Origin of the sequence: Desulfomicrobium escambiense DSM 10707, from assembly GCF_000428825.1 — a bacterium.
Classification (GTDB): Bacteria; Desulfobacterota; Desulfovibrionia; order Desulfovibrionales; family Desulfomicrobiaceae; genus Desulfomicrobium; species Desulfomicrobium escambiense.
The window spans coordinates 26,778-46,908 of the sequence record NZ_AUAR01000016.1; the positions used below are offsets into that span (position 1 = coordinate 26,778).

Annotated in this window: 16 protein-coding genes; 7 read left to right on the top strand and 9 right to left on the bottom strand. The window is 65.0% G+C overall.

The window, feature by feature from the left end; translation table 11 throughout:
• Positions 1 to 160 precede the first annotated feature (160 nt).
• On the top strand, positions 161 to 1,198 hold the full coding sequence (locus G394_RS0112950) for a DUF1786 domain-containing protein (protein WP_028578013.1): 1,038 nt from the start codon (positions 161 to 163) through the stop codon (positions 1,196 to 1,198).
• Positions 1,199 to 1,250: 52 nt separating this feature from the next.
• On the opposite strand, the gene G394_RS0112955 is transcribed toward G394_RS0112950, so the two are convergent.
• Both G394_RS0112955 and G394_RS0112960 read right to left on the bottom strand, forming a co-directional pair.
• Positions 1,251 to 1,724, bottom strand: a complete 474-nt coding sequence (locus G394_RS0112955) for a pyridoxamine 5'-phosphate oxidase family protein (RefSeq protein ID WP_051307181.1) — start codon at positions 1,722 to 1,724, stop codon at positions 1,251 to 1,253.
• Between the two features lie 27 nt (positions 1,725 to 1,751).
• Positions 1,752 to 2,144, bottom strand: a complete 393-nt coding sequence (locus G394_RS0112960; RefSeq protein ID WP_028578015.1) for a hypothetical protein — start codon at positions 2,142 to 2,144, stop codon at positions 1,752 to 1,754.
• Positions 2,145 to 2,293: 149 nt separating this feature from the next.
• Here G394_RS0112960 and G394_RS0112965 point away from each other — a divergent pair, with 149 nt between their 5' ends.
• Complete coding sequence (locus G394_RS0112965; protein ID WP_028578016.1) at positions 2,294 to 4,423, top strand: Tex family protein; 2,130 nt, start codon at positions 2,294 to 2,296, stop codon at positions 4,421 to 4,423.
• 90 nt (positions 4,424 to 4,513) lie between these two features.
• Here the strand turns inward: G394_RS0112965 and G394_RS0112970 are convergent, their stop codons facing one another.
• Positions 4,514 to 5,392, bottom strand: a complete 879-nt coding sequence (locus tag G394_RS0112970) for a DMT family transporter (RefSeq protein WP_028578017.1) — start codon at positions 5,390 to 5,392, stop codon at positions 4,514 to 4,516.
• A 186-nt stretch (positions 5,393 to 5,578) separates the two neighbouring features.
• On the opposite strand from G394_RS0112970, the gene G394_RS0112975 reads away from it, so the two are divergent.
• The 3 genes from G394_RS0112975 to G394_RS0112985 all read left to right on the top strand — a co-directional run bounded on the left by G394_RS0112975 (position 5,579) and on the right by G394_RS0112985 (position 9,362).
• Positions 5,579 to 6,112, top strand: a complete 534-nt coding sequence (locus G394_RS0112975) for a ferritin-like domain-containing protein (protein ID WP_043775874.1) — start codon at positions 5,579 to 5,581, stop codon at positions 6,110 to 6,112.
• Between the two features lie 147 nt (positions 6,113 to 6,259).
• A complete protein-coding gene (locus G394_RS20320; RefSeq protein ID WP_051307182.1) occupies positions 6,260 to 8,563 on the top strand; it encodes a CHASE domain-containing protein in 2,304 nt (767 codons plus the stop codon).
• Positions 8,564 to 8,636: 73 nt separating this feature from the next.
• Entirely contained in the window at positions 8,637 to 9,362 is a 726-nt protein-coding gene (locus G394_RS0112985; RefSeq protein ID WP_028578019.1) for an RluA family pseudouridine synthase, read from the top strand.
• A gap of 8 nt (positions 9,363 to 9,370) precedes the next feature.
• Here G394_RS0112985 and G394_RS0112990 read toward each other — a convergent pair whose 3' ends face one another.
• From G394_RS0112990 to glnH, 3 genes are read right to left on the bottom strand one after another with little or no spacing between them, the layout of a single operon-like run.
• A complete protein-coding gene (locus tag G394_RS0112990; protein WP_028578020.1) occupies positions 9,371 to 10,105 on the bottom strand; it encodes an amino acid ABC transporter ATP-binding protein in 735 nt (244 codons plus the stop codon).
• Positions 10,102 to 10,776: an amino acid ABC transporter permease gene (locus G394_RS0112995; RefSeq protein WP_028578021.1), complete on the bottom strand. Its 675-nt coding sequence runs from the start codon at positions 10,774 to 10,776 to the stop codon at positions 10,102 to 10,104. The genes G394_RS0112990 and G394_RS0112995 overlap by 4 nt, the downstream gene beginning before the upstream one ends.
• Positions 10,777 to 10,833: 57 nt before the next feature.
• Entirely contained in the window at positions 10,834 to 11,574 is a 741-nt protein-coding gene (gene glnH / locus G394_RS0113000; RefSeq protein ID WP_028578022.1) for a glutamine ABC transporter substrate-binding protein GlnH, read from the bottom strand.
• Between the two features lie 235 nt (positions 11,575 to 11,809).
• Here glnH and G394_RS0113005 point away from each other — a divergent pair, with 235 nt between their 5' ends.
• Complete coding sequence (locus G394_RS0113005; protein WP_043775876.1) at positions 11,810 to 12,259, top strand: DsrE/DsrF/DrsH-like family protein; 450 nt, start codon at positions 11,810 to 11,812, stop codon at positions 12,257 to 12,259.
• A gap of 656 nt (positions 12,260 to 12,915) precedes the next feature.
• Here G394_RS0113005 and hypD read toward each other — a convergent pair.
• Positions 12,916 to 15,276, bottom strand: coding sequence for a trans-4-hydroxy-L-proline dehydratase (gene hypD / locus G394_RS0113010; RefSeq protein WP_028578024.1), 2,361 nt, complete (start codon positions 15,274 to 15,276; stop codon positions 12,916 to 12,918).
• A complete protein-coding gene (locus tag G394_RS0113015; protein WP_028578025.1) occupies positions 15,277 to 16,194 on the bottom strand; it encodes a glycyl-radical enzyme activating protein in 918 nt (305 codons plus the stop codon). It abuts the gene before it with no gap.
• Between the two features lie 289 nt (positions 16,195 to 16,483).
• Between G394_RS0113015 and G394_RS0113020 the strand changes: the two genes are divergently transcribed.
• Positions 16,484 to 16,753: an RNA recognition motif domain-containing protein gene (locus G394_RS0113020; RefSeq protein ID WP_028578026.1), complete on the top strand. Its 270-nt coding sequence runs from the start codon at positions 16,484 to 16,486 to the stop codon at positions 16,751 to 16,753.
• Between the two features lie 276 nt (positions 16,754 to 17,029).
• Here the strand turns inward: G394_RS0113020 and G394_RS0113030 are convergent, their stop codons facing one another.
• Positions 17,030 to 20,128 (bottom strand): efflux RND transporter permease subunit, encoded by a 3,099-nt coding sequence (locus G394_RS0113030; protein WP_028578027.1) that lies wholly within the window; start codon positions 20,126 to 20,128, stop codon positions 17,030 to 17,032.
• Positions 20,129 to 20,131: the final 3 nt, after the last annotated feature.

Consider the following 20,131-nt stretch of genomic DNA (forward strand, 5'->3'; position numbering starts at 1 on the left):
TCATGACACGGCCCGGTTCCGGCGGGATTTCGCCGGGGCCGGGCTTTTTTGCGTTCACGGAGTTTGCGGCCCGGAATTCTGGACCTCGGTGCCGAAAGCGGCTACCCGGGACCTTCGGGCCTCGGTGGCTCGAAATTCTCTCATCGCAAGGAGCGCGACCGTGCAATCCACGACCTGTCTCATTCTCGATATCGGAAGCGGCACCCAGGACGTGCTGCTCTATCAGGAAGGCCTGGAGCTGGAGAACTGCCCCAAGTTGATCCTGCCGTCCCCGGCCCGGAACGTGGCCGCCCGCATCAGGGAGCTGACGAAGGCCGGGCGCGACATCTATTTGCACGGCCAGAACATGGGAGGGGGCTTCTGGCGGGCGGTCAAAGCCCACCAGGACGCGGGCCTCAAGGTCTACGCCCACCCCGAGGCCGCCCTGGCCCTGGGCGACGACCTGGACCAGGTGCGCGGCCACGGCATCGAGATCACCTCCATCCCGCCTCTTTCGGCCTCGCAGGTGCTGCTGACGGACTTCGACCCCGGCTTCTGGCGCGGCCTTCTGCAGCACGCCGGGCTGCCCCAGCCCGACCTCGTCCTGGCCTGCGTGCAAGACCACGGCTTCCACCCCGGCAAGAGCAACCGCATCTCGCGCTTCGCCTACTGGGAGCGGTTCATGAACGAGGACGGTGGGGACATTTCGCGCCTGCTGTACGCCGACCCGCCCGAGGAGATGACCCGCCTGCAGTGCCTGCGCCGCTCCATCGGCGTGGGACTCGTGGCCGACACGGGCTCGGCCGCCCTGCTGGGCGCGCTTTTCGACCCGTCCGTGGAGCGCACGGCGGCGGACGAAGGCGTGCTCGTGGTCAACGTCGGCAACAGTCACACCATCGCCTTCCTGGTCCTCGGCAGGCGGGTCTTGGGCGTGTACGAACACCACACCGGCCACCTGGACGAGGCCAGGCTGCTCGATCACCTGACGCGCTTCAGGCACGGGGAATTGAGCAATGCGGAAGTCTTCGACGACGGCGGCCACGGCTGCGTGACCGTGCCGGACCTGCCCGAGGGTTTCGAGCGCATCGTGGTCCTGGGCCCCCGTCGAGCCCTGCTGGCCGACGCCAAGGTGGAATTCCTGGCTCCCGGCGGCGACATGATGCTGGCCGGGTGCTTCGGCCTGCTGAAAGGGTGGCGGGAGATGGGCGGCGCGGCATAGCCGTCGCGCCGTTTCGGGGCGGGCCGGACAGGCGTCTGGCCCGCCGGTATCGTCACTGCGCCCGTTTGCCCGTCATCTCGAGAATCCCGATCTTCCAGACATCGACTTTTTCGATCTTGTCCGCAGGTACCCGTTCGCCGTTTGTCGAGTATTGGTCCGCGATGACCTGCAGGGCCGCGCGCTTTTCGGACGGGTCCGTGATTCGGCCGGCTACGCCGTGGACGATGACCGTGGCGTAGGCGAAGCCCCAGGCGCAGGGGCTGTCGCCTTTGGGTTCGAAGGCAAGGCCGTGCTCGAAGAGACAGCACACACGGGGGTTGCGGCACAGGATGTCGAGCTTGAGTCCGTCCTGAGCGCAGTGAATGAAGATGGACGCGCCGTCGTATCCGAAGGACATGGGCACGACGTAGGGCTCGTCGTCCAGGCACATGGCCAGGCGCATGACCCTGGCCGAGCGGATGACGTGTTCCATCTCGGAAGGGTCGGTGATTTGGTTCTTCGCGCGGCGCATGGGGTGGTTCAGCATCGATGGGTCCTTGAAGGAATGAGCGGGTTACGGAAAGATGCGCAGGGCGGCTGCCGCCACGGGAGAAACGGCGACCGTCGCGAGGACCAGGGGCCATATGTCCCCGTTCTCGAAACGGTAGGCGCGCAGGAGTTCCGACCAGGATTTCCGGGCGACGAAACGGCCGAAGAGAAACTCGAAGGCCACGGTCAGCGTCAGCCAGGCGAGGCCGACTCCCGCGTAGTGCAGGTGACCGGGGAGCGGAATCCAGGGGACGGTCAGCAGAGTCCAGCCCAGGATGACCGCGCTCAGGATCAGCCCGCTGACCGTGCGCGCCCGTTTCGGTCCGAGCGTTCCGACGAGGATTGTGTCGCGAAGTATTCCGTTGGCTATGGCCATGGGGATGATGGCCGCCCAAAGGAGCAGTAGCCTGAAGGTCATGAACCGGTCTCCGGAGAGGTGAATGCCGTGCCCGGCCGGGTCGGGGCGGAGCGGGGACGCTGATTGCCCCGTCCGCAGCATGTACGGTATTGATCTCGCGTCCCGCAAGCACTACGTCGGCCCTTCGATCGCACATTCAAGGAGTTGCAATGCCTCAATCGGATATTTTCAAGCGCGTCGGCAAGGCCGTGTCCATTTCCGAGACCCAGGTCAGGAGCGTGGCCGAACTGCTGGACGAAGGCGGCACGGTCCCGTTCATCGCCCGCTACCGCAAGGAACGCACAGGAGGCCTGGACGAGGTGGCCATCCAGAACGTCCGCGACGCCCTCGACGCGGCCCGCGAACTGGACAAGCGCCGGGAGGCGATCCTGGGCAGCCTGCGCGAGCGGGACCTGCTGAACGCCGAACTGGAGCGGGCCGTGCTGCGGTCCGGGACCCTGGCCGAACTGGAGGACGTCTACCTGCCGTACCGTCCCAAGAAGCGCACCCGCGCGACCATGGCCCGGGAGCGGGGTCTGGAGCCTCTGGCCCGGGCGATCCTGGGCGGCGGGGTGAATCCGGAAGCCGCGGCCGTGCAGTACGTCAACCCTGGGAAGGACGTGCCCGACGCTGCGGCCGCCCTGGCCGGGGCGCGGGACATCATCGCCGAGGCGGTCAGCGAGGACAGGCGCTGCCGCGAGGGGCTGCGCGCCCTGTTCGCGGCCAAGGGCGTCATCTCGTCGGCGGTGCGCAAGGGCCAGGACGCCGAGGGGCAGAAGTACCTCGATTATTTCGACTGGCGCGAACCCGCGCGCACGGCTCCGGGGCATCGCATCCTGGCCATGCTGCGCGGGGAGCGGGAGAAGGTGCTGTCCCTGTCTCTGCGTCCGGACCAGGACGAGGCCCTGTCTCTGCTGCTGCGGACCTTCCCCGTCCCCAAGGGGCCGTGCGGCGAGGTGGTCAAGGAGGCCGCAGCCGACGGCTACTCCCGCCTTCTGGCCCCGTCCCTGGAGACGGAGCTGTGGGGCGAGCTCAAAACGAAGGCTGACGCGGAGGCCATCGGCGTGTTCGCCGCCAACCTGCGCGAGCTGCTGCTGGCCCCGCCCCTTGGGCCGCGCCGCATCCTGGCCCTGGACCCGGGCCTGCGCACGGGTGCCAAGCTCGTCTGCCTGGACGAGCAGGGGATTCTCCTGCACTGGCAGACGATATTTCCCGTGGGCGGCAAGGGCCAGGCCGAAGAGGCCGGGCGGGCGATCGTCTCATTGGTCCGAACCCACTCCGTGCAGGCCGTCGCCGTGGGCAACGGCACGGGGGGGCGCGAGACCGAGGCGTTCGTCAGGGGGCTTGGCCTGCCGGCGAACGTTGACGTCATCCTGGTCAACGAGGCCGGGGCTTCGGTCTATTCGGCATCGGAAATCGCGCGGCGCGAGTTTCCGGACCTGGACCTGACCTACCGCGGCGCCGTGTCCATCGGACGGCGGCTTATGGACCCGTTGGCCGAGCTGGTCAAGATCGATCCCAAGTCCATCGGCGTGGGCCAGTACCAGCATGACGTGGACCAGACGGCCCTGAAGAAGAGCCTCGATGACGTGGTCGTGTCCTGCGTCAACCAGGTCGGCGTGGACGTGAACACGGCAAGCCCGGAACTCCTGGCCCACGTCTCGGGCCTGGGCCCGGTCCTGGCCGCCAATATCGTAGAGCATCGCAAGGAGAATGGGCCCTTCACGGACCGTCGAGGCCTGCTCAAGGTCAAACGCCTGGGGCCCAAGGCCTTCGAGCAGTGCGCGGGCTTTCTGCGCATCCGGAACGGAAAGAACCCCCTGGACGGCAGCGCCATCCATCCCGAGCGCTACGAACTGGTCGGGCGCATGGCCAAGGATGTTGGCTGCGGGATTGCCGAACTCCTGCGGGACGAAGGCCAACGCAGACGCATCGATCTTTTGCGGTACGTGGGGGACGAGGTGGGGCTGCCCACCCTCAAGGACATCCTGGCCGAGCTGGAGAAGCCTGGGCGCGACCCGCGCCAGGCCTTTCAGGTCTTCCGCTTCGCCGACGTGCATGACATCGTGGACCTGCACCCGGGCATGAGCGTGCCGGGCATCGTGACCAACGTGACGCGATTCGGGGCCTTCGTGGACGTGGGCGTGCATCAGGACGGCCTGGTGCACATCAGCAACCTGGCCGACCGCTACGTGCGCGACCCCTCGGAGGTTGTCCGCACGGGCCAGCAGGTGCAGGTCACGGTGCTCGAAGTGGACGTGAAGCGACGCCGCATCGGCCTGTCCATGCGCGCAATCTGAACGCGTATCGTTACCCAATCAAAACCATCCCCCACGCGCGGGTGCAGGGGGCGCGCCCCCTGCCCGCCGGAGGCATCTTCTTCTTTCCCCCTACGACGCGCCCGGCCGGTTGGCCAGGTACACGCCGGAGATGACCATGGCGCCGCCCGCGAGCAGGGCGGAGGTCACGGGTTCGTCCAGGATGACGTAGCCCATGGCGATGGCGAAGACGGGCACGAGGTTGATGAAGATGCCGGCTCGGGCGGCGCCGATGGCGCGGATGCCGGCGTAGTACCAGGTGAAGGCCACGCCCGTGGCCACGACGCCCAAAAAGAGGATGTTGCCCCAGTCCACGAGGCTGGCGCGGCCGATGTCTTCCAGCAGGCCGTGGGTCAGGGCCGGGGTGACGAGCATCAGGGTGCCGAGGATGCAGGACCAGGTCACGGCCATGAGCGGGTTCACCCGTTTCATGACCCGGCTTCCGGCCACGGAGTAGGCGGTCCAGGCGGCCACGCAGCCGAGGATCATGAGATCGCCATGGGATAGGCCGCCCTGGAAGAGTTTCAGGGGGTTGCCTCCGGAGAGGACGATGGATGCGCCTGTCAGGGACAGCAGGGTCCCGGCGATCTTGCCCGGAGTGAGGCGTTCGCCGAGCAGGAGGGCCGAGATGATGCTGATGATGACGGGCACCGAAGCAATGATGAGGGCCGCGCGGCCGGCGGGGACGGTTTGGAGGCCGGTGAAGAAGAATGCGTTGTAGAGGAAGATGCCGGTCAGGCCGAGGAAGGCCACTGGCAGGATGTCCTTGCGGGGCAGGGCCGGGAATGCGCCGTTCACGCGCCAGGACCAGAAGAGCAGAAAGGCCGAGGCCGTGACGAAGCGCAGCAGGGCGGCGGAGAAGGGCCCCATGTCCTGGGCCAGGATGCGGCCGGAAATCCAGGTCGCGCCCCAGAAGAAGACGGAGCCGACGAGTTTGGCATAGACGAGCATGGCGTTCCTTGGAGCGAAAAGCGGTGTGCGTGAAGATGCGCTGTGTACTCCCGATGCCCTGCGGCATCAAGAGAGCGGGCCCGGAAAATCAGTTTTGAAATGACTTGCCGCTTGCGCCCTGTCTTTGGTAAACTGTTAATGTTTTATGCAGAAGCAAGAAAACCTTTAATATCTCAGGAGGATAATATGGCTCTTTCGAAGGAAGAACGCCGTGCCCGCGTCATCGATGCCTTGAACCAGGCTCGGGCCATGGAACTCTTCGCCATCACCCAGTACATGAACCAGCACTACAATCTGGACAGCATGGATTACGGCGAACTGGCCGCCAAGATGAAGCTCATCGCCATCGACGAGATGCGCCACGCGGAGATGTTCGCGGAGCGCGTCAAGGAACTCGGCGGCGAGCCGACCACGTCGTACGAAGGCGACCTGAAGAAGGGCCAGGACGTGCGCAGCATCTTCCCCTACGACACCCAGCTCGAGGACGACACCATCGACGTCTACAGCCAGTTCCTGCTGACCTGCCGCGACAACGGCGATCCCATCAGCGCCAAGCTCTTCGAGACCATCATCGAGGAGGAACAGGCCCATATGAACTACTTCGACAACGTCGGCAACCACATCGAGACGCTGGGCGACACCTACCTGTCCAAGATCGCCGGCACCTCCGCTTCCACGGGCCCCTCCACCAAGGGTTTCCTGATCAGCGGCGGCAACTGAACCCTTCCCGTTTCAAGCCGATGCGCGGGCCTCGCCCGCGCATCTTTTTTTGTCACGGCTTGCCTTGACTCCCCAACCGCGCTAGTTTGCCCAACATATTGAATCCGTTCGCAGTGGCAATCGAGTCCGCACAGGAGGCCCGAGCGCATGCCCCAGACCGCAACTCCCGAAATTCACCCCGATCCGCCCCGAAGGGCCGTGTCTGAAGCCCTGCACAACGACGTCGCGGCATGGGTCGTCCTGGCCATTTCCCTGATCATTACTCTTCTCAGCTGGCAGATCGCGTCCAGATCGGTTGAGAACCATTTGCGGGACAGTTTCAACTTCGAGGTGGAGAAGGCCGGGCAGGCCATCTCCAAGCGGATGCAGGAGTACGAGCAGGTGCTGCGTAGCGGCGTCGGGCTCTTTCTGGCTTCGGAGAGCGTGACCCGCAAGGATTGGCACCTCTTCGTCGAAAATCTGCAGATCGACACCTACTGGCCTGGCATCCAGGGCATCGGCTTCAGCCTCATGATCTCACCGGAAGAACTGGCCGGGCATGAACGGCAGATACAGGCCGAAGGATTCCCCGACTACGGGGTTCGTCCGCGCGGGCCACGTGAGCAGTACAGCTCCATCATCTATCTCGAACCGTTCGACGACAGGAACGTGCGCGCCTTCGGCTACGACATGTTCTCCGAGTCCGTGCGGAGGGCGGCCATGACCCGGGCCAGGGACAGCGGCTTGCCGGCAGTGTCGGGCAAGGTCACCCTGGTGCAGGAGACGGACCAGGACGTGCAGCCCGGATTTCTCATGTACCTGCCCCTCTATCGTCCGGGGCTGCCCACCGATACCGTCGAAAGGCGCAGGGCCGCGTTGCACGGTTTTGTCTACAGCCCGTTCCGCATCCGGGATCTGATGAACGGAATCCTTGGTCATGGACTGCCGAACCTGCACTTCCGCGTCCATGACGGGCAGGGCGCGAACGCGGATTCGCTACTCTACGACTCGCAGCCGGCACGGATTTTCGGCCGGGATTGCTCGCTGGTCACCGAGAGAACCATTGAACTGCCCGGCCGGACGTGGACGGTCCGCTTCGCCGCCCTGCCCGAGTTCGAGGATGAGATGAGGACGGATCAGCCCCTGATCATCGCGGTCGGGGGCGTGGCCGTGGACCTGTTGCTGTTTGCGGTGATCTGGTCCCTGTCGTTGCAGCGCAGGCGTTCAGTGCGGCACGCGGCGGCCATGGCCGCGGTCATGGGGGATCTGCAGGCGGCCAGGGACCAGGCCGAGGCGGCCAACCTGGCCAAGTCGGCGTTTCTGGCGAACATGAGCCATGAACTGCGCACTCCCCTGAACGGGATCATGGGCATGCTGCAACTCCTGCAGATGACGGAGCTCAACGGGGAGCAGGAGGATTACGCGTCGACGGCGGTGTTTTCCTGCACCAGGCTGACACGGCTGCTGGGGGACATTCTGGACCTCTCGCGGGTTGAAGCCGGCAAGATCCAGATTCAGCGCCAACCTTTCAATCTGCGGGGGATGCTGCATTCCCTCGGAGAGTTGTTTCAGCCGGCGGCGCGCCAGTCCGGAGTCGAGCTCTCGGTGCACATCCCGGACGATCTGCCGGCCATGGTCGAGGGCGACGAGCACCGGGTGCTGCAGATTCTCTCGAACCTTGTCGGCAACTCCGTGAAATTCACCGGCAGCGGTTCGGTGCGGCTCGAAGCCTGCATGCTGCCGTTTTCTCCGGTCGGCGACAGGATGTTTCTCTTTCTGGTTGCGGATACCGGGCCGGGCATCGACGACCGGAGTCTCGGGTCCATTTTCGAGCCGTTCAGACAGGGGGAGAACACGGGCGAGAAAAGCAGACAGGGCGCGGGCCTGGGCCTGAGCATCGTGCGTGGGCTGGTCGGGCTCATGGGCGGGACCGTTTCCGTGGAGACGGAACCGGGCGCAGGGACGACCTTTGCCGTTGCCCTGCCCCTTGGCGAGGCCGAGCGGGAAACTCCGGCCGAATGCTGCGAACTCGGGTTGCGTCCCGGTCAACGGATGACTTCCCTGCGTGTGCTGCTGGTGGAGGACGAACCCGTCAACCGCCTCGGCATCTCGGCCATGCTGGGCAAGCGCGGCGTCGAGGTCCTCCAGGCGGGGAACGGGCAGGAAGCCCTCGACATTTTGGGCCGGCAGCGTGTGGATCTCGTGTTCATGGACGTGCAGATGCCGGTTCTGGACGGCTTGGAAACCACGCGAATCATCAGGACCGACCCCCGCTTCGCCGAGTGCTCGCGTGTGCCCATCGTAGCCCTGACGGCCTATGCCATGGTCGGAGACCGTGAGCGGCTGCTGGCGGCGGGCATGGATGCCTATTTGGCCAAACCTGTTGAAATGAAGAGCCTTTTCGAAATTCTTGAACGCCTGGTCCCCGAGGGGGAGCGAGGCGTGCAGGCAGAGGCGGATTCCGGCGCATGAACGCGGGCTTTACCGGAGCGGACCGAAGGCGTAAAAGCCGCCCTCCACGCAAACGTCAACCACAGGCAACGTCATGAACGCCCCCTCCCGCCCCGGCGCGCGGCACCTCCCGCCGAACCTGCGCATCATCCACGAAGACCGCGACATCATCGTCGTGGATAAGCCCGCCGGCATGCTGACCATGGCCACGGACACGGAGAAGGAGCGCACGGCGTATTTCGCCCTGACGGACTACGTGCGCAAGGGTAACTCCAAATCCCGCAACAGGATCTTCATTGTCCACCGCCTCGATCGCGAGACCTCGGGCCTCGTCATCTTCGCCAAGTCCGAAGAGGCCAAGCGGACCCTGCAGGAGCGCTGGGCCGAAACGACCAAGATCTACGCGGCGGTGGTGCACGGGCGCATGGACAAGGCCTCGGGTCTGGTCATATCGCATCTCATGGAGAGCGGCGTGCACAAGGTCTATTCCACCCGCGACACGACCCAGGGGAAGCTCGCGCGCACGGCTTGGAAGGTGGTTCAGGAGCGGGGGGAGTATACGTTGCTGGAGATAGAACTGCTGACGGGCCGCAAGCACCAGATCCGCGTGCAGATGGCGGACCTGGGCCACCCCGTGGTCGGGGACAGGAAGTACGGGGCGGGCGGGGATTCCTTCCCGCGTCTTGCCCTGCACGCCAAGTCCGTCACCTTCGCCCACCCCTTCAGGGGGCAGAGCATGACGCTGACGGCTCCGGTGCCGGCGGCCTTTGCGCAGCTGGTGGGGAGAATCGGTCAGGACGAACCCAAAACGGGGGATTGACCCGGAACCTACCGGCCCGTGCCCACGATCTTGCCCAGGAAGTCCCGCAGGCGGGGGTTCTTCGGGTTGCCGAAGAAATCTTTCGGCGCTCCTTCCTCCTGGATCACGCCCTGGTCGATAAAGATGACCCTGTCGGCCACCTCGCGTGCGAAGCCCATCTCGTGGGTGACGACGATCATGGTCATGCCTTCGGCGGCCAATTTTTTCATGACTTCGAGCACTTCGCCGACGAGTTCCGGGTCCAGGGCCGAGGTGGGCTCGTCGAAGAGGATGACCTTGGGCTGCAGGGCCAGGGCGCGGGCTATGGCCACGCGCTGCTTCTGACCGCCCGAGAGCTGCTCGGGGAAGGCTTCGGCCTTGGAGGCCAGACCAACCTTGGCCAGCAGGTCGTAGCCGAGGTGCTCGGCGTCGGCTTTGGGCATCTTGCGGACTTTTATAGGACCCAGCGTCACGTTGTCGAGGACGGTCATGTGGGGGAACAGGTTGAACTGCTGGAAGACCATGCCCGCCTCGGTGCGGACGTAGTTGATGTCCGTGTGCGGGTCCATGATGTCGTGCCCGTCGACGACGACGGTGCCGGATGTCGGCGTCTCCAGGCGGTTGATGCACCTGAGCACCGTTGATTTGCCCGAGCCCGAGGGGCCGATGATGCAGACCACCTCGCCGGCGTTGACGGTCAGGTCGACGCCCTTCAGTACTTCCAGATCCCCGAAACTCTTGTGCAGATTCCTGATCTCGATCATGCCCGCTTCGTCCTGTTGATCAATCTGTTTTCCAGCATTTTCAGAGCCTTGGCGATGCTCATGGTCATGACGAGATAGACCATGGCCACGGCCATGTAGACCTCGAAGGCCCGGAAGTTGACGGCCACGATTTCCTGGCCCGTGCGCAGCAGTTCGCCCACGCCGATGACCATGAGCAGCGACGTGTCCTTGAGGCTGATGATGAACTGGTTGCCCAGCGGCGGGATCATGCGTTTGAAGGCCTGGGGCCAGATGATGTAGCGCATGGTCTGGGCCCGGGTCAGGCCGATGGAGCGGCCGGCTTCGGTCTGGCCGACGTTGATGGACTGGATGGCGCCGCGCACGATCTCGGCGATGTAGGCGCCGGAGTTGACGGCGATGACGATGATGCCGGCCATGAGCGGCGGGATGCGGATACCGACGGCCATGGGCACGCCGTAGTAGAGGAACATGGCCTGGACCAGCATGGGCGTGCCGCGGATGAGTTCGACGTAGGTCTCGGCGACCTTGCGGGCCACCCAGGGGCGGGCGATTTTCATCAGACCGACGGTCACGCCGAGGAGAAATCCGAAAAAGAGTCCGCCCACGGTCAGGTAGATGGTGTACCAGACGCCGCGCATGAGCATGGGCAGGGTGTCGACGACTACGCTGGGTTCAAACTGGAAGGCCATTGGATGTCTCGGGACGGAGGCAGGCACGTGCCTGCCTCCGGGGATGATGTGCGGGGCTTACTTGGGCTCGGTGCCGAACCACTTGATGTACAGTTCGCGGTAGGCGCCGCTGTCCTTGAGCTTCTTCAGAGCGGCGTTGGTCTTGGAGACCAGGTCGCTGCCCTTGGGGAAGGCGATGCCGTAGGACTGGCCCATGTACAGGGGACCGACGACCTTGACCTGGCCCTTGCCGGCGGTGCGCATGAACTCGGACACGACGGGGGAGTCGAAGATGACGGCGTCGGCGCCGCCGGCCAGGAGTTCCATGAACATGGCGTCATTGTTGGGGAAGAGCTTGACTTCCTTGGCCCCGGCTTCCTTCTTGGCGAAGTCCTCGCTGGTGGTGCCGAGCTTGGTGGACACGACCTTGCCGGCCAGGCCCTTGACGTCGGCGATGTCGTTGTTGTCGGCCTTGACCAGGATCAGCAGGCCGGCGTTGTAGTAGGGGTCGGAGAAGTCCACGACCTGGGCGCGTTCGGGCTTGATGGTCATGCCGGCGATGCCCACGTCGAGCTGGCCGGACTGCAGGCCGGGGATGATGCCGTTGAAGTCCATGGGCTGGAGGTCGTATTCCGCCCCGATTTCCTTGGCGATGGCGGCCCAGAGCTCCACGTCGAAGCCGGTGTGCTTGCCGGATTCAGGGTCCTTGAACTCGAAGGGCGGGAAATTGGTGTCCGTGGCCACGATCAGTTTCTTGGCCGACGCGGTGGTCGCGCACAGGGCCAGGACCAGGGCGGCGAAAAGCAGAATGCGTTTCATGGAGCCTCCTTTGGGTATGGGTGAGATTCGACGGGTTGGCCGGTGTGGCCTGAAATCGTTCTTGGCATGGTTCAAAAACAGGGAAAATGCAATACGGCAGTCGAAATTCGGGCTCTTCGTTCCTATAGTGGGATTATTGGTTCGCTCAGCGGATCGATAAAATGTGCACGACCTGCAAAAGACGTGGGCAAACGTCTGTCCGCAGTGTAGAAGGAAGCCAAAAAAGGAGGTCGACATGGGTACCTGCGATCTGAAGGAATCGGCTGCTTTCATAACGTCCAAGGACACTCTTGACGGCGTGTATCCGGGTCTCATCCTGGGCATCAACGCCTGTCGCATCGGGATGAGCGCCAGCGTGTTCTACACGTTCATGGGCATCAATGTCATTCGCAAGGGGTGGGCGGAAAAGATCAAATTTCATCCACCGGGCTTCATGGGCGCGCTGCCGGGCATGTCCAGCGTGGCTACCTGGATGATGAAGCAGAAAATGGGCAAGGCCAACGTGCCGTCGGTCACGGATCTGCAGGAGGTCGCGGCCATAGAGGGAGTTCGCTTCGTTGCCTGTCGCATGACCGTGGACATGATGGGAATCAAGGAGAGCGATTTTATCGACGGCGTGACCATCATGACGGCCGAGGAATTCCTGCGGCACGCCAAGGACTGCAAGATTCTTCTCTATACCTGACCTGACGTTTTGGGCGATGGCGGTTGTGTGCTGTGTGCGGGGGGCGCGAGTCGGCGTGGTCCGGGCCGGGGCTGCCGGAACTTCTTCGCGGGCCTCGTAATGCTTCCCGGCCTTGCGGTTTGGCGGGGTTGCGGTCCCCGGTTCGGGGAGCGGCCGGGAAGCAAACGATGCCTGGCTCAGTCGGACAGCCGACAACCCCGGCCCGGACCACGCCGACCCGCTTGAGGACGAGCACAAGGTTGAGATGAGTGAACGGGTGCAGGGGCGAGCCCCTGCCCGCCGGAGGCATTGCTTTTGTGCTGTGTGCGGGGGGCGCGAGTCGGCGTGGTCCGGGTCGGGGCTGCCGGAACTTCTTCGCGGGCCTCGTAATGCTTCCCGGCCTTGCGGTTTGGCGGGGTTGCGATGCCCGGTTCGGGAGACGGCCGGGAAGCAAACGATGCCTGGCTCAGTCGGACAGCCGACAACCCCGGCCCGGACCACGCCGACACGCTTGAGGTGGTGCGGGAGGTTTGGGAAGAAAGTGAACGAGGTGCAGGGGACGCGTCGGAGGCAAGAGTTGGAACAAGAAAACGCCCCGGTTTGCACCGGGGCGTTCTTTATTTAGCCTACATGAATGGGGTGCAGGGGGCGAGCCCCCTGCCCGCCGGAGGCATTTCCTACGCCATCTCCTGCTCGGTCCGCCGGATGATCTCTTCCTGGTGGTCGAGGTCGAGGTCGACGAAGTAGTCGCTGTAGCCGGCCACGCGGACGAGGAGGTTGCGGTATTCGTCGGGGTTGGCCTGGGCGTGGCGCAGGGTTTCGGTGTCCACGACGTTGAACTGGATGTGGTGTCCGTTCAGGCGGAAGTAGGTGCGGATCAGGCGGCAGAGCTTGTCGAGGTCTTGGTCGGTTTTGAGAACGTCCGGGAGGAAGCGCTGGTTGAGGAGGGTGCCGCCGGACTTGATCTGGTCCATCTTGGACAGGGACTTGACCACGGCGGTGGGGCCGTTTCGGTCCGCGCCGTGGGAGGGCGAGGTGCCGTCGGACTCGGGCAGGTGCGCGAGGCGACCGTTGGCCGAGGCGCCGAGCATCTTGCCGAAGTAGACGTGGCAGGTGGTGGAGAGCATGTTCAGGTGGTAGGCCGTGCCCTTGGTGTTGGGGCGCCCGTCGATGGCGGTGAAGAGGGAGTCGTAGACGCGGCGCATGATGTCGTCGGCGCGGTCGTCGTCGTTGCCGAAGAAGGGGGTCTTGTTCCAGAGTTTGAGGCGCAGGGCCTCGGCGCCGTCGAAGTTGGCGCGCAGGGACGTCAGGAGACGGTCCATGGGGACGGCGGCGGTGTCGAAGACGTGGGTCTTGATGGCCGAGAGGCTGTCGGTGACGGTGCCGATGCCGCAGCACTGGATGTAGTTGGTGTTGTAGCGCGGGCCGCCGTTGTAGTAGTCGAGGCCCTTCTCGATGCAGTCGTGGATGACCGTGGACAGGAAGGGCGCGGGCGAGTGGGCGGCGTACATGCGTTCGATGTAGTTGTTGACGCGGACCTTGAGGTCCACGATCCATTCGAGCTGGCGGGTGAAGGCGGCGTAGAGGTCGTCGAAGGTCGCGAAGGCGAGCGGGTCGCCGGTGCGCGGGCCGATCTGGCGGTCCGTGAGCTGGTCACGGCCGTCGTTCAGGGCCAGTTCCAGGACCTTGGGCACGTTCAGGTAGCCGGTCAGGATGTAGGCTTCCTTGCCGAAGGCGCCGGTCTCGATGCAGCCCGAGCAGCCGCCCTCGCGGGCGTCCTCCACGGTCTTGCCGACGCGGATCTGCTCCATGACCACGGCGTCGGTGTTGAAGACGGACGGGTAGCCGTAGCCGCTCTTGATGACGCGGGCGGCGGCCTTGAGGAAGGCGTCGGGGGTCTTCTGGCTGACGTGGACGCTGGTCTGGGGCTGCAGGAGGCGCAGTTCGTCCACGACCTCGAGGATGAGGTAGGAGACGTCGCTCACGCCGTCGGAGCCGTCGCGTTTCAGCCCGCCCAGATTGATGTTGGTGAAGTCGTTATAAGTGCCGCTCTCCTTGGCGGTGACACCGACCTTGGGCGGGGCGGGGTGGTTGTTGACCTTGATCCACAGGCAGCAGAGCAGCTCCTTGGCCTTTTCGCGGGTCAGGGTGCCGTCGGCCAGGCCCTGCTCGTAGAAGGGCGCGAGGTGCTGGTCCAGGTGGCCGGGGGTCATGGCATCCCAGCCGTTCAGTTCCGTGATGGTGCCCAGGTGCACGAACCAGTACATCTGCAGGGCTTCCCAGAAGTTTCGCGGGGCGTGGGCCGGGACGCGGCGGCAGACCTCGGCGATGCGCGTCAGTTCGGCCTTGCGGACGGGGTCGGCTTCGGTCTTGGCCCTTTCCCAGGCCAGGTCGGCGTGGCGCTCGGCGAAGACGATGGCCGCGTCGCAGGCGATGTCCATGGCCCGGAGCTGTTCGGCGCGATACGAGGCCAGGGGGTCGTGCAGGTAGTCCAGGCAGGCCAGGCGGTCGGCGATGCGCGTTTTGAAGTCGAGCATGCCCGTGGAGTAGATGGTGCCGTCCAGAGCCGTGTGGCCGGGTGCGCGCTGCTCCATGAACTCGGTGAAGAGGCCGGCCTCGTAGGCGGCGCGCCATTCGTCCGGAACCTGGGAGAAGACGCGGTCGCGCATGGACCGGCCCGTCCAGTAGGGGATGACCTCGCGCTCGTAGGCGGCGATGTCCTCTTCGGACACATGGTAGCGGGTCATGGGCCGGGAGTTCAGCACGCGCAGGTCCTCGGCCGAGTGGCAGGTCAGCTCGGGGAAGGTCGGCACGCATTTGGGCCGCGGGCCGCGCTCGCCGACGATGAGCTCGCCGTCGCCGAGCCAGAGGGTCTTCTTTTCGCAAAGGTCCTTGAAGACCATGGCTCGCAGCACGGGCAGGGAATGTTTGCCGTAGTTCTCGCGGTAGAAGGCCGTTTCGAGGAGGGCGCGCTCGATGGAGATGGATGGCTCGGTCTCGAAGCTTTCCCGGCGCAGGCGGGCGATTCTGTCGTTCATCTATCCTCCGATGCGGACCGTGAGCCCGCAGTTCCGTAAGATTTCCGCGGCCCACTCCGTCTGTTGCGGGTCGGCGGCGGGGAGATCGGCTCCGGGGTAGGCGAGGCCGAGCTTGGCGTACTTGCCTTTGGCCGTGGAGTGGTAGGGCAGCACGTCGATGCCGTCCACGCCCGGCAGGGAGGCGGCCAGGAGGCCCGTCCGCCGTATGTTTTCATCGCCGTCGTTGAACCCCGGTATGAGGGGTAGGCGCAGCTGGACGTGCGCCCCGGACTCGGCCAGGAGGCGGAGGTTGGCGAGGATGGGGGCGTTGTCCACGCCCGTGGCGCGGAGGTGTGCGGCCGGGTCCATGTGCTTGAGGTCGAAGAGGAAGAGGTCCGTGTGGCGGGCGATGCGCAGCGCGGTCTCGGCCGTTGCGAAGCCGCTGGTGTCCACGGCGCGGTGGACGCCGAGGCGAAGGCAGGCCGCGAGGAGCGCTTCCAGGAAATCGGGCTGTGCCAGGGGCTCGCCGCCGGAAAACGTCACGCCGCCCTGGCTGCCCTCGAAAAAGGGGAGTTCCTTTTCGATCTCGGCCATGACCTCGGCCACGGTCCAACTCCTGCCCAAGGCCTCGTGGGCCAGGGCAGGGCAGGTTTCGACGCAGGCACCGCATGCCGTGCAGGCTCCGGCATCCCGTCGCACGGAGGCCGGTCCGGCCGAGAGGGCGCCCTGGGGGCAGGCCGTCAGGCATTCGCCGCAGCCCACGCACCGGTCGGGAATGCTCAGGATCTGCGTGCCCGGCCGCATGCCCTCGGGGTTGTGGCACCAGAGGCAGGACAGGGGACAGCCCTTGAGGAACACGGTCACGCGCAGGTCGGGGCCGTCGTGCAGGGCGTAGCGCTTGATGGCGAAGATGGTTCCGGATGGGTTCGTGACGGGCATCTGTATTCAGTAATGGATATTGTTAGCCTTCTCAAGCAAAAGCTTGTGGAGGTGTATCCGGAGATAGCGTTATCGGCTGTCGTTGAAAAGAGTGCGGCAATTGTTCCCCTTTTTTAAAAGAAATTCTTGCCTCTTCAGTGTAAACCACGTATTTTCCAGAGCCATGTATCAGTCATGCGGCTGATGCGTGGTACGAGGTGACGGGAAGGGGTTTGGCCCAAAGGCGCGACGATCCGATGGGAGACTCAACCTGGATTGTTCAGTTTTTTTTACAGGAGACTAGTGCATCATGTCGAAGAACATTTATGTCGGAAACCTGCCTTGGAGTGCCACCGAGCAGGACGTGGAAAACCTGTTTGCCACCTACGGCCAGGTTGCCAATGTGAAACTCATTTCCGACCGTGAGACAGGCAGAGCCCGCGGGTTTGGTTTCGTGGAGATGGAGAGCGGCGCCGAAGAGGCCATCGCCGCCCTGGACGGTGCCGATTACGGCGGACGTTCCCTGAAGGTCAACGAAGCCCGTCCGCGCCCCGAGCGTGAACGCCGGCCCAGATGGTAGTCGCGTCGATCTGAGCCATGAAACCCTGCTCCGGCAGGGTTTTTTTTTGCCCGGAGGTCGGACTGCCGGCCCGCAAAGTTGATCTGTCTACTTCCTGTCTTTCTCCGTATCCGGTTCCTCTCTGTCTTGCTCTTCCTCCGGAAGAGGCTGCCGCGCCCCTCAGGGCCTGTGCCCCATGCGGCGGTCTCCGCTGGCTACCCCGTCCATCCAGAACCAGGCCAGCGCGGCGCCGGCTGCGGCCAGCACGATGAACACCCCTATTTCCATTTCCCCCTCCTAAGCGCGCAGGCGCCGCCCGAAGCGCTTGATGTCTTCCAGGACCATGTACAGCGAAGGCACGATCCCGAGGGTGATGAAGGTCGCGAAGACGATGCCGAACCCCAGGGACAGGGCCATGGGGATGAGGAAGCGCGCCTGCCGCGACGTTTCCCAGATCATGGGCGCGAGCCCTCCGAAGGTCGTGACCGTGGTCAGCAGGATGGGGCGGAAGCGCTCCACGGCCGCACCGTGGATGGAACTGAGGGCCGCCTCGCCGAGACGGCGCTTTCCGTTGGCGCAGTCGATGAGCACCAGGGAGTCGTTGACCACCACGCCCGTCAGGGCGACGATGCCGAAGAGGGAGACGAGGCTCAAGCTGTAGCCCATGAGCAGATGCCCGAACACGGCCCCGACGATGCCGAAGGGGATGCTCGACATGATGATCAGCGGCTGTACGTAGCTCTTCAGCGGCACGGCCAGCAGGGCGAAGATACAGAGGTTGGCCATGCCCAGGCCGAAGAGCAGAGCCTTGACGCCGTCCTGGATGTCGGCCTGCTGCCCTTCGAAGCTGAATTCCAGGCCCTGGTAGCGATCCCGCAGCTGCGGCAGGTACGTGTCCTTGAGCACCTCCTGGATGCCCGCCGCCTCGGATGGCGGGTTCACGTCGGCCGTGACGGAGATGACGCGGCGTCCGTTTCTCCTGTCGATGCTGGTGTAGGAGCGGCCCGTGGCCACGTCGGCCACCTCCCGCAGGGGCACGTCCGTCCCTGCGGGCGTGCGGACCAGGAAATCCTCGATGTTCTGCAGGGAGACGCGCTGGACCTTGGGCAGGCGGACCATGACCTTGACCTCGTTGCGGCCGCGCTGCTGGCGTAGGGCCTCGGCCCCGAAAAAAGCGGCCCGGGTCTGTCTGGCCACGTCCTGGGACGTCAGGCCGAGGCTGCGGCCCTCGGGCCGGATGCGCACGTCGAGCTGCACCTTGCCGGCCGAAAAGCCGTCGTCGATGTCCGATACCTGGGCGTACTTGGTCAGGGCCTGGGCCAGTTCCTGCCCGGCCCGTTCGAGGATGTCCGTGGAACGGTGGGAGAGCTCCACGGTCAGCGCGGCTCCGGAGCCTGGTCCGCCGCGGTCGGACTCGAACTTGACGTACTCGGCCCCGGCGATGGGCCCCACGCGCTCCCGCCACCGGCGTGTGAATTCCGCAGTGCCCAGAGGCCGCTCTTCAGGGGGAGTCAGAAAGACCCGGACCGATCCCTCGTGCCCTCCGTTGCTGGTTCCGACCTGGGAATAGATGCCCTCCACGAGCGCCTCGCCTCCGTTTTCCTCGGCCAGTTCCCTGGCCACACGGACCATGCGGTCGATGGCCGCCTCGGTCCTGGCCACTGGGGCGCCGAAGGGCATGGCCACCTCGACGTAGGCGAAGTCCGATTCCACCCGTGGAAACATGACCATGCCCATGCGCCCGCTGGCCACGTACCCGACCGTCCCGGCCAGGACGGCCAGGGCCACGGCCAGGGTCAGGTAGCGCAGGCGGATGGTCCACAGCAGCAGCGGGGAGACGACGGTCCGAACCACGTTCAGGAAGCCGGCGCTGAAGCGCGCCTGGGCCTTGAGCAGGAAGGAGAACCATGACTTCCCGCCTGCCTTCTGGTGCCCGAGGTGGGCCGGCAGGACGAAGAGACTCTCCACCAGGGAGATGAGGAACACGCTGACGACCACGGCCGGCACGGCCCAGAAGATCTTGCCCATGGTGCCCGGCACGAAGAACATGGGCAGGAAGGCCACGACGTTGGTCAGGACCGAGAAGGTCACGGGCACCACGACGTTGCGCGCGCCTGCGGTGGCGGCCTTGAGGTAGGGCAGGCCGCGTTCTTTGTGCTGGTAGACGTTCTCGCCGACCACGATGGCGTCGTCGACCACGATGCCCAGCGTGATGATGAAGGCGAACATGGAGACCATGTTGAAGCTCACGCCGAAGGCGGGCAGCACCAGGAAGGAGCCCATGATGGACACGGGGATGCCCATGCTGACCCAGAATGCCAGACGTATCTCCAGGAAGAGGGCCAGGAGAAGGAAGACCAGGGCGAGGCCCATGATGCCGTTGCGGGTCAGCAGGTCCATGCGCTGACGGAAGACGTCGGAGCTGTCGTTGCGCTTGGCCAGATGCACGCCGGGCGGCAGCATCCTCTCCAGCCGCTCCATGTGCCGTCTCACGGCATCGGACACGGAGATGGGCGTCTGGTCGCCCACGCGGTAGATGTTCAGCAGTACGGCCGGCTGGTTGTTGTAGCGGGCGTAGAGGTCCGTGTCCTCGAAGCCGTCGGTCACTGTGCCCAGGTCTTCCAGGCGGACCACGGAGCCTTCGGGCGTGGTGACGATGGGCAGGGACGCGAATTCGGTACCCAGGTCGCGCCGGTCCTTGACCCGGACCAGAATTTCGCCCTGGTCGGTCTTGACGCTGCCGCCGGGGAGTTCCAGGGCCGAGCGGCCGATGATGTCGGCCACCTGCCGCAGGGTCAGGCCGTGGGCCCGCAGCTTTGCCTCGGAGATTTCCACGGCGATTTCCAGGTCGCGCACGCCGCTCAGGTCAACCTGGGTGATTTCGGGGTCCTGGAGGAGTTCGTCGCGCACGGTCTCGGCCACTTCGCGCAGCACCCGTTCGTCCATGGCCCCGTACACGGCCACGGACATGGTCTGACGCCGGTTGGAGGCGATGACCACGGCCGGTGTCTCGGCGTCCTCGGGGAAGGACGTGATGCGGTCCACCTCGCTCTTGACGTCCTGGGCCAGGCGTTCGACGTCGGCCCCGGCCAGGGCCTCCACCGTGACCGTGCCCGCACCCTCCACGGAGGAGGACGTGACCTTCTTGACGCCGTCCAGGCCCGTGACCCGTTCCTCGATGGCCAGGACGATGCCCTTCTCCACTTCCTCAGGACTCGCGCCGGGGTAGGGCACCGTCACGGTCACGATGTCGGACTCGAACTCCGGAAAGACCTCCTGCTTGATCTGCGTGCTCATGATGAAGCCGCCGACCAGGCAGATGAGCATGATCAGATTGGCGGCAACCGGGTTGGAGGCCATCCAGGCGATGGCGCCGTGCTGTATCCTGTCGCGCATGGC

Bases quoted from the DNA above. Each gene is read 5' to 3' on its own strand.
- G394_RS0112955 (WP_051307181.1), bottom strand. From the start codon at position 1,724: ATGCTGAACCACCCCATGCGCCGCGCGAAGAACCAAATCACCGACCCT.
- G394_RS0112960 (WP_028578015.1), bottom strand. From the start codon at position 2,144: ATGACCTTCAGGCTACTGCTCCTTTGGGCGGCCATCATCCCCATGGCC.
- G394_RS0112965 (WP_028578016.1), top strand. From the start codon at position 2,294: ATGCCTCAATCGGATATTTTCAAGCGCGTCGGCAAGGCCGTGTCCATT.
- G394_RS0112970 (WP_028578017.1), bottom strand. From the start codon at position 5,392: ATGCTCGTCTATGCCAAACTCGTCGGCTCCGTCTTCTTCTGGGGCGCG.
- G394_RS0112975 (WP_043775874.1), top strand. From the start codon at position 5,579: ATGGCTCTTTCGAAGGAAGAACGCCGTGCCCGCGTCATCGATGCCTTG.
- G394_RS20320 (WP_051307182.1), top strand. From the start codon at position 6,260: ATGCCCCAGACCGCAACTCCCGAAATTCACCCCGATCCGCCCCGAAGG.
- G394_RS0112985 (WP_028578019.1), top strand. From the start codon at position 8,637: ATGAACGCCCCCTCCCGCCCCGGCGCGCGGCACCTCCCGCCGAACCTG.
- G394_RS0112990 (WP_028578020.1), bottom strand. From the start codon at position 10,105: ATGATCGAGATCAGGAATCTGCACAAGAGTTTCGGGGATCTGGAAGTA.
- G394_RS0112995 (WP_028578021.1), bottom strand. From the start codon at position 10,776: ATGGCCTTCCAGTTTGAACCCAGCGTAGTCGTCGACACCCTGCCCATG.
- glnH (WP_028578022.1), bottom strand. From the start codon at position 11,574: ATGAAACGCATTCTGCTTTTCGCCGCCCTGGTCCTGGCCCTGTGCGCG.
- G394_RS0113005 (WP_043775876.1), top strand. From the start codon at position 11,810: ATGGGTACCTGCGATCTGAAGGAATCGGCTGCTTTCATAACGTCCAAG.
- hypD (WP_028578024.1), bottom strand. From the start codon at position 15,276: ATGAACGACAGAATCGCCCGCCTGCGCCGGGAAAGCTTCGAGACCGAG.
- G394_RS0113015 (WP_028578025.1), bottom strand. From the start codon at position 16,194: ATGCCCGTCACGAACCCATCCGGAACCATCTTCGCCATCAAGCGCTAC.
- G394_RS0113020 (WP_028578026.1), top strand. From the start codon at position 16,484: ATGTCGAAGAACATTTATGTCGGAAACCTGCCTTGGAGTGCCACCGAG.
- G394_RS0113030 (WP_028578027.1), bottom strand. From the start codon at position 20,128: ATGCGCGACAGGATACAGCACGGCGCCATCGCCTGGATGGCCTCCAAC.